The sequence below is a fragment of the Streptomyces sp. NPDC049577 genome (assembly GCF_040675635.1).
Taxonomy (GTDB): domain Bacteria; phylum Actinomycetota; class Actinomycetes; order Streptomycetales; family Streptomycetaceae; genus Streptomyces.
The window spans coordinates 1-6,555 of record NZ_JBFAPH010000347.1; the positions used below are offsets into that span (position 1 = coordinate 1).

5 protein-coding genes are annotated in these 6,555 nt (G+C 74.1%); 4 read left to right on the forward strand and 1 reads right to left on the reverse strand.

Annotated features, from left to right (window positions below):
* The 4 genes from AB0K09_RS27800 to AB0K09_RS27815 form a co-directional block, all read left to right on the forward strand.
* Positions 1-1,118, forward strand: a 1,118-nt coding sequence (locus AB0K09_RS27800) for a hypothetical protein (protein ID WP_366068163.1), incomplete at its 5' end; no start/stop codon positions are given.
* A gap of 7 nt (positions 1,119-1,125) precedes the next feature.
* Positions 1,126-2,919, forward strand: a complete 1,794-nt coding sequence (locus tag AB0K09_RS27805) for an IucA/IucC family protein (RefSeq protein ID WP_366068164.1) — start codon at positions 1,126-1,128, stop codon at positions 2,917-2,919.
* Positions 2,916-4,280 (forward strand): glutamine synthetase family protein, encoded by a 1,365-nt coding sequence (locus tag AB0K09_RS27810; protein WP_366068165.1) that lies wholly within the window; start codon positions 2,916-2,918, stop codon positions 4,278-4,280. Before AB0K09_RS27805 ends, AB0K09_RS27810 begins: the two co-directional genes overlap by 4 nt.
* Before the next feature lie 107 nt (positions 4,281-4,387).
* Positions 4,388-5,179: a hypothetical protein gene (locus AB0K09_RS27815; protein ID WP_366068166.1), complete on the forward strand. Its 792-nt coding sequence runs from the start codon at positions 4,388-4,390 to the stop codon at positions 5,177-5,179.
* 120 nt (positions 5,180-5,299) lie between these two features.
* Here the strand turns inward: AB0K09_RS27815 and AB0K09_RS27820 are convergent, their stop codons facing one another.
* A complete protein-coding gene (locus AB0K09_RS27820; RefSeq protein ID WP_366068168.1) occupies positions 5,300-6,493 on the reverse strand; it encodes a PP2C family protein-serine/threonine phosphatase in 1,194 nt (397 codons plus the stop codon).
* Positions 6,494-6,555: the final 62 nt, after the last annotated feature.

Genomic DNA, 6,555 nt, shown 5'->3' on the forward strand with positions numbered 1-6,555 from the left:
GGATCTGCCGCATCGTGGGGCTGATCGCGCTCCCGCTGTGGGGGCTGGCGGCCCGCCGCCGCCCCCTGCACCAGCTCGTGGCCACCGGCCTGTGCGCGGCGGCCGTGGTGGACGTCTTCCTCGGCTTCGCGCCGGGCTACGCCGCCTTCACCGCGCTGTCCGCCGCCTCCGTGGCCGCCAACGCCGCGCTGCTGCTGGCCTATCCGGCCTTCATCGCCGAGCACACCCGCACGGCGGCCGAGGAGCAGAGCGACGCCGAGCACGCCGAGCTGGCCGCCGTCCGGTCCATCGTGGTCGTCTTCCATGTCGCGGCCGTGGCGGCGACCCTGGTGGGGGCGGGCGTGCTCGCGCTGCCCGACCCGAGGCTGGGCGTGTCCTCCTTCGCGGTGGTCGACGTCGTCCTCGCCGTGCTCATCCTGCGGGTGCTGCGCCGGCTGCCCGCCCGGCAGGGGAAGCCGGCCCGGCCCGCCGCCCCCGCCCCGGTCCGGCGCCGGTGGGCGCTCCTGGCCCAGGCGGCCCTGATCGGCGTGGCCTTCGACTTCGCGCTCGCCGTGGCGCGGCCGTTCTTCACCGAGTTCGCCGAGGGCCTCGGCAGCGGGTCCGCCGGCGGCGCCGTGCTGTTCTTCCTGCCGAGCGTCGGCGCGCTGGCCACCCTGCCGTTCGCGCGCCGCTGCCACGACCGGTTCGGCCACCGGATGCTGCCCGTCGCGGCCCTGGTGTGCGCCGGCGGCTTCCTGTGGCAGTACACCGCCGGCGGACTGCCGTCGCTGGTCGGCGGCCGGCTGCTGGCCGGCCTGGGGCTGGGACTCGCCCAGGTGGCCGTGGAGATGCGCATGTTCCACTCCACCGGGACCGCCGGCCCCGCCTTCACCGCCGTGGAGACCGTCCGCTCCGCCGGGCTGCTCGCGGCCCCGCTGATCTCCGCGGCCGTCGTCTCGCACGACCTCGCGCTGCCGCTCACGGTCGCCGCCGCGGCCCTGGCCTGCGTCGCCGTGGCCTCCCTCGCGCCGGCCCGGCGGGCCGCGCGGACACCGGCCGCCGCGGCCACCCCGCTCACCCCCGCCGAACCCCTCGCCGTCACCGTCCCCGACGGCCTGCCCGTCCACGCCAAGGAGTAACGACCCCATGAACCGCGCCACCCGAGACACCTGGGCAGAGGCAGGACGCCGGCTGCTGGTCAAGGCCGTCGAGGAGTTCGCCTACGAGGAGCTGCTGACGCCACGGCCCGACGCGGCCGCCGGCGAGGACGCCTACCGCCTCGACCTCGCGGACGGCGTCCACTGGACCTTCCGCGCCGCCCGCGGCACCTTCGGCACCTGGCGCCTCGCCGGCACGCCCGTGCGCCACCCCGCCCCGGACGACGGCGAGGCGGGACCGGAGCGGTTCCTGCTCGACGCCCGCGGGGTGCTCGGCTGGGACGGCCCCACCACCGCCGAGGTGCTGCGCGAACTGGCCGCCACGCGCCGCGTCGACGCCGAGTCCCTCACCCGCGCCCTGCCCGCCGCGGCCCTGGCCGGCCTGGACCACCTCGACCTGGAGGCGTACCAGGACGGGCACCCCTGCATGCTGCTCAACAAGGGCCGGCTCGGCTTCTCCGCCGCCGACTCGGCGGCCTACGCCCCCGAGACCGCCGACGCCGTCCGGCTGATCTGGGCCGCCGTCCACACCGATCTCGCCGCCTACTCCGGCGTCCCCGGCCTCGACGCCGAGGCGCTGCTGGAGGAGGAGCTGGACGACGACGTCCGCAAGCGGTTCACCGGCGTGCTGGAGGAGGCGTGCGCGGACGGCCCGTACGCGGCGTCCGACTTCGTCTGGATGCCCGTGCACCCCTTCCACTGGGACGAGGCCGTCGAGATCCTCTTCGCGTCGTACCTCGCCGAGGGCCGGATCGTCCGGCTCGGCGAGAGCCCCGACCGCTACCGCCCCCTCCAGTCGATCCGCACCCTCGCCAACCTCGACCACCCGCATCGTCGTAACGTCAAGGTGCCCCTGCTCATCCGCAACACCCTGGTGTGGCGCGGCCTGTCCACCGAGCCCACGCACGCCGCACCCGACGTCAGCGCCTGGCTCCACGGCATCCGGGCGAACGACCCCTACCTCGCCGACGAGCTGCGCTTCCACCCGCTCGGCGAGGTCGCCGCCGTCGCCGTGCGCCACCCCCTGTACGAGGCGGTCGAGGACGCCCCCTACCGCTACCACGAGCTGCTCGGCGCCGTCTGGCGCGAGCCCGTGGGCGCCCTGCTCGGCGAGGGGGAGCGGGCCCGCACCATGGCCGCCCTGCTGAAGACCGGCTCCGACGGCCGCGCGCTCGTCACGGAACTGGTCGCACGCTCCGGCCTGCCGGCCCGGGAGTGGATAGGCGCCTTCCTGGCCGCCCTGCTGCCCGGACTGCTGCACCACCTCTACCGCTACGGCGTCGCCTTCTGCCCGCACGGCGAGAACACCGTCGTCCTCTACGACGCGAAGGACACCCCGATCGGCATCGCCGTCAAGGACTTCGCCGAGGACGTCAACCTCCTGCCCGAGAACCGCCCCGAGTACGCGGGCCTGTCCGGGCGCGCCGACCGCGTCCTGCTGCGCTGGCCCGCCCACGAGCTCGCCCACTCCCTGCTCAGCGCCGTCTTCGCGGGGCACTTCCGGTTCTTCGCGCCGCTGGTCGCCGAGCACCTGGACCTGCCCGAGGACACCTTCTGGGCCATGGTCCGCGCCGAGATCGAGCGCTACCACGCCCGCTTCCCGGAACTGGCCGGCCGCTTCGCCGACTTCGGTCTCCTCGCCCCCGGCTTCGACCGGGTCGCCCTCAACCGCGAACAGCTCCTCGGCGGCGGCTTCCACGACCGCGCCGAGAAGGACGAGGGCTTCGACGTCGTCCACGGCCGCGTCGCCAACCCCCTCGCCACCGCCGGGGAGGAGAAGTGACCGAGGAGAACCCCGTCTACGCCCACCTGCGCGCCGAGGCCGAGGCCGGCCGCCTGGACGAGGTCGTCGTCGCGGTGCCCGACCTGCAGGGCCGGCTCCAGGGCAGCCGCCTCGCCGCGCCCTACTTCCTCGACGAGGCCGCCGCCAACGGCTTCAGCGCCTGTGTCTACCTGCTCGCCACCGACGCCGAGATGAACACCGGCCCCGGCTACGCCATCGACGCCTGGCAGTCCGGCTTCGGCGACTTCGTCCTGCACCCCGACCCGGACACCCTGCGGATGCCCGGCTGGGACCCCGGCACGGCCCTGGTCCTCGCCGACGCCGCCTGGCCGGACGGGGACCCCGTACGCGTCGCCCCCCGGCGCATCCTGCGCGAACAGCTCGACCGGCTCGCCGCCCACGGCCTGACCGCCTTCGCCGGCACCGAGCTGGAGTTCCTCGTCTTCGACGACACCTATGCCGAGGCCTGGGACCGCCGCTACCACGGCATGCGACCCGCCACCCGCTACAACGTCGACTACTCCCTCCAGGGACTCGGCGGCGTCGAGCCCCTCCTCCGCCGCGTCCGCCGCGAGATGACCCGCGCCGGACTGCGGATGGAGACCGCCCGCGGCGAGGTCCACCCCGGCCAGTACGAGATCGTCTTCCGCTACGACGAGGCGATGAAGACCTGCGACAACCACGTCTTCTTCAAGAACGGCGTCAAGCAGATCGCCGCCGAGGAGGGCAAGGCCGTCACCTTCATGCCCAAGTTCGACGAGGGCGAGGGCAACTCCTGCCACATCCACCTCTCGCTGCGCGGCACGGACGGCAGCGCCGTCCTCGCCGACCCGGCCGCCGAGGACGGCATGTCCGACCTCATGCGGCACTTCATCGCCGGCCAGCTCGCCTGCCTGGCCGACTTCACGCTGCTGATGGCCCCCAACGTCAACTCCTACAAGCGGCTGCGCCCCGGGGCCTTCGCCCCGACCGGCATCGGCTGGGGCCGTGACAACCGCACCTGCCCCGTACGCGTCGTCGGCGCCGGCCACTCCCTGCGGATCGAGCACCGCGTCCCCGGCGGCGACGCCAACCCCTATCTGGCCATGGCCGCGGCCGTCGCGGCCGGTCTGTACGGCATCGAGAACGAACTGCCCCTGCCCGCACCCCACGCGTCCAACGCCCTGGCCGACCCCGGTGTCCCCCGGCTGCCCGCGACGCTCACCGCGGCACTCCACCGGTGGGAGAACAGCGCCGTCGCCGCCGAGGTCTTCGGTGACGATGTGGTCGGCCACCTCGCCCAGGCGGCGCGGACCGAGCTGGAGGCGTTCGAGAGCGCGGTCACGGACTGGGAGCGGGTGCGGGGGTTCGAGCGGCTGTAGGAGGCGGCCGGAAGCCGCGGGCCGAGGGCACCGCTCCGTTATGATCGCCGGACGATTTTTCACGGCCGCGGAAGCGCGGAATCGATTCATCACGGGGGAGCGGGGCAGTGGGCGGCGCCGGGCGGAACGAGCGGGACGAGGGGCCGGGGTCCGGCTGCGGCGGTTGTCTGGCGGCGCCCTTCGTGGTCGCGGCCGTGTGGGCCCGGCCCTCGCGGGAGGACCGGGTCGTCGACGAGGGCATCGAGGCGGCCCAGATCGCCCGCACGGCCATCGGCGTGCTGGCGACGGCCTGGCTGGTCTACGTCTACCCGATGCGCGAGTCGGCCAAGAACTTCGTCGAGGACAAGCTCGTCGAGGTCTTCATCAGCGCCGGCGTGCTGGCGGTGGTGGGACCGGCCGCCCTCGTCGCGTTCGTGATCGCGGCCCGCGGGCCGCACCGGGCCCTCTACCGGGCGCGGCTGATGTCCCCGCTGCTGAGCTTCGCCTCGCTGCTGGGCTCCGCGGGACTGCTGTGGTTCCTGCTGCTCCAGGGCGGCGGTCACGACCTGGCGAACTCGCCCGGCCTGCCCGCGCTGCTCCAACCGGTCGTCCTGATCCTCACCACGGCCCTGGCGCTGTTCATGGTGCCGCTCACCCTCGCGACGGCGTTCCTGAGCGTGCACCACGTCTTCCGCACGGCGGACGTGCACGAGGTGCTGCCGCCGCTGATATCGCCGGTGCTGGTGTGGTCGATGTTCGCCATCCAGCTCTTCGACAGCCCCCCGGTCGCGGCGCCGCTCTGGATACGGATCCTGTTCCTCGTCGGGCCCCCGTTGTCCGTGACGGCCCTCTCGGCCTGGGAGCTGCGCCGGCTGCGCACGCATCACGGCATGACCCTGCGCGGCGCCCTGAGCCGCTGACGGCCCGATGCGGACTCCGCGGGTCGTGGCCGGCGAGCCGGCGTCACGGCCCTTGACCTGGAAGGCGTCACGCACGGCCGGCGGAGCCGGTGACTGGACCACCCGGTCCGAAGCGGGCATTCACGGCATGTGATCGTCCGGATTCGATCGCGCGACCGCCGTGGCCCCGACCGGTGCCAGAGCGAGGACCGCCACGTCGTCCTGGAGCGCCCGGGCGTGGCGCGGCAGGTCGGTGTCGAGGAAGTCGACGACCTCACCGGGCTCCGGCTGCGGCCGGCCCGCGAAGCGGTCCCGGAGCCGGTCGAGGAGCGGGTAGAAGGTGCCCGACTCGTCGCGCGCCTCGACCAGCCCGTCCGTGCACAGCACGAGCACGTCCCCGGGCAGCAGCGGGTGGTCGTAGGTGCCGGGGCGCTCGGTGGTCATGGACCCCAGGCCGAGAGGGAGCGAGGGCGGTCCGCTGAGGGCCTCGACCTCGCCGCGGGAGATCAGGACGGGTTCGACGTGCCCGCGGTTGACGATCGTCACGCGGTGGGCGACGGGGTCGTACTCGACCAGCGCGGCCGTGACGAACAACTCGTCGTCGGCAATGGCAGCGGCCTCACGGGCGATGCAGCGTTCCATGGTGTCGGCCACGTGCAGCAGATCACCCGGGTCGTGGGCGGTCTGGCGGAAGCAGCCCAGCAGGTCGGCGACCGTCCGCACGGCCGGCATGCCCTTGCCCCGGACGTCCCCGATGACGGCGCGCTCCCCGCACTCGGTGGTGCGGATGTCGAAGAGATCGCCCCCCACCACGGCCTCGGCGGGGCGGTAGAGCCCCGCCGCCAGCACCCGCCCGACCCGCCGGGGCACCGGCCGCAGCAGCGTGCGCATCAGCGCCTCGGCGATCGAGCTGGCGTGGAGCAGCCGGAACTCCTGCCGCCTGCGGTGGGCGGCCAGCGCCGTGCCCAGCACGCCGACGACGGCGGTGGAGACGTAGGCCCCCACGTAGTGCCGCTCCCACAGATCATGGGTGACCCGGCCCGCACAGCACACGCTGCCGGCCAGGGTGCCCTCCAGCCCGACGGCGAAGACAGTGAAGCCGGCGACACCCACGGGACCGAGCGTGAAGGCGGCGATCACCGGCAGGGCGACGAGGAGGAAGCTCACGGGCCACTGCACCGGGGTCAGCGGCTCCAGCACCAGGACGAACATGACATACGTGACGGGAAGCCAGCGCAGCCAGGCGGGAGGGGCGGGCACCTGAAGATCCGGGTCGCTCAGCCTGCCCGGGCCCTTGTCACCCCCTCCCGCGTCGTCGTGGCGTCGCCGGCTCACCTGTCACTCCCAGCGGGATCGCAGCGGGTAGGGGTCGCGCACGGTCGCGTGAGGACTCACAG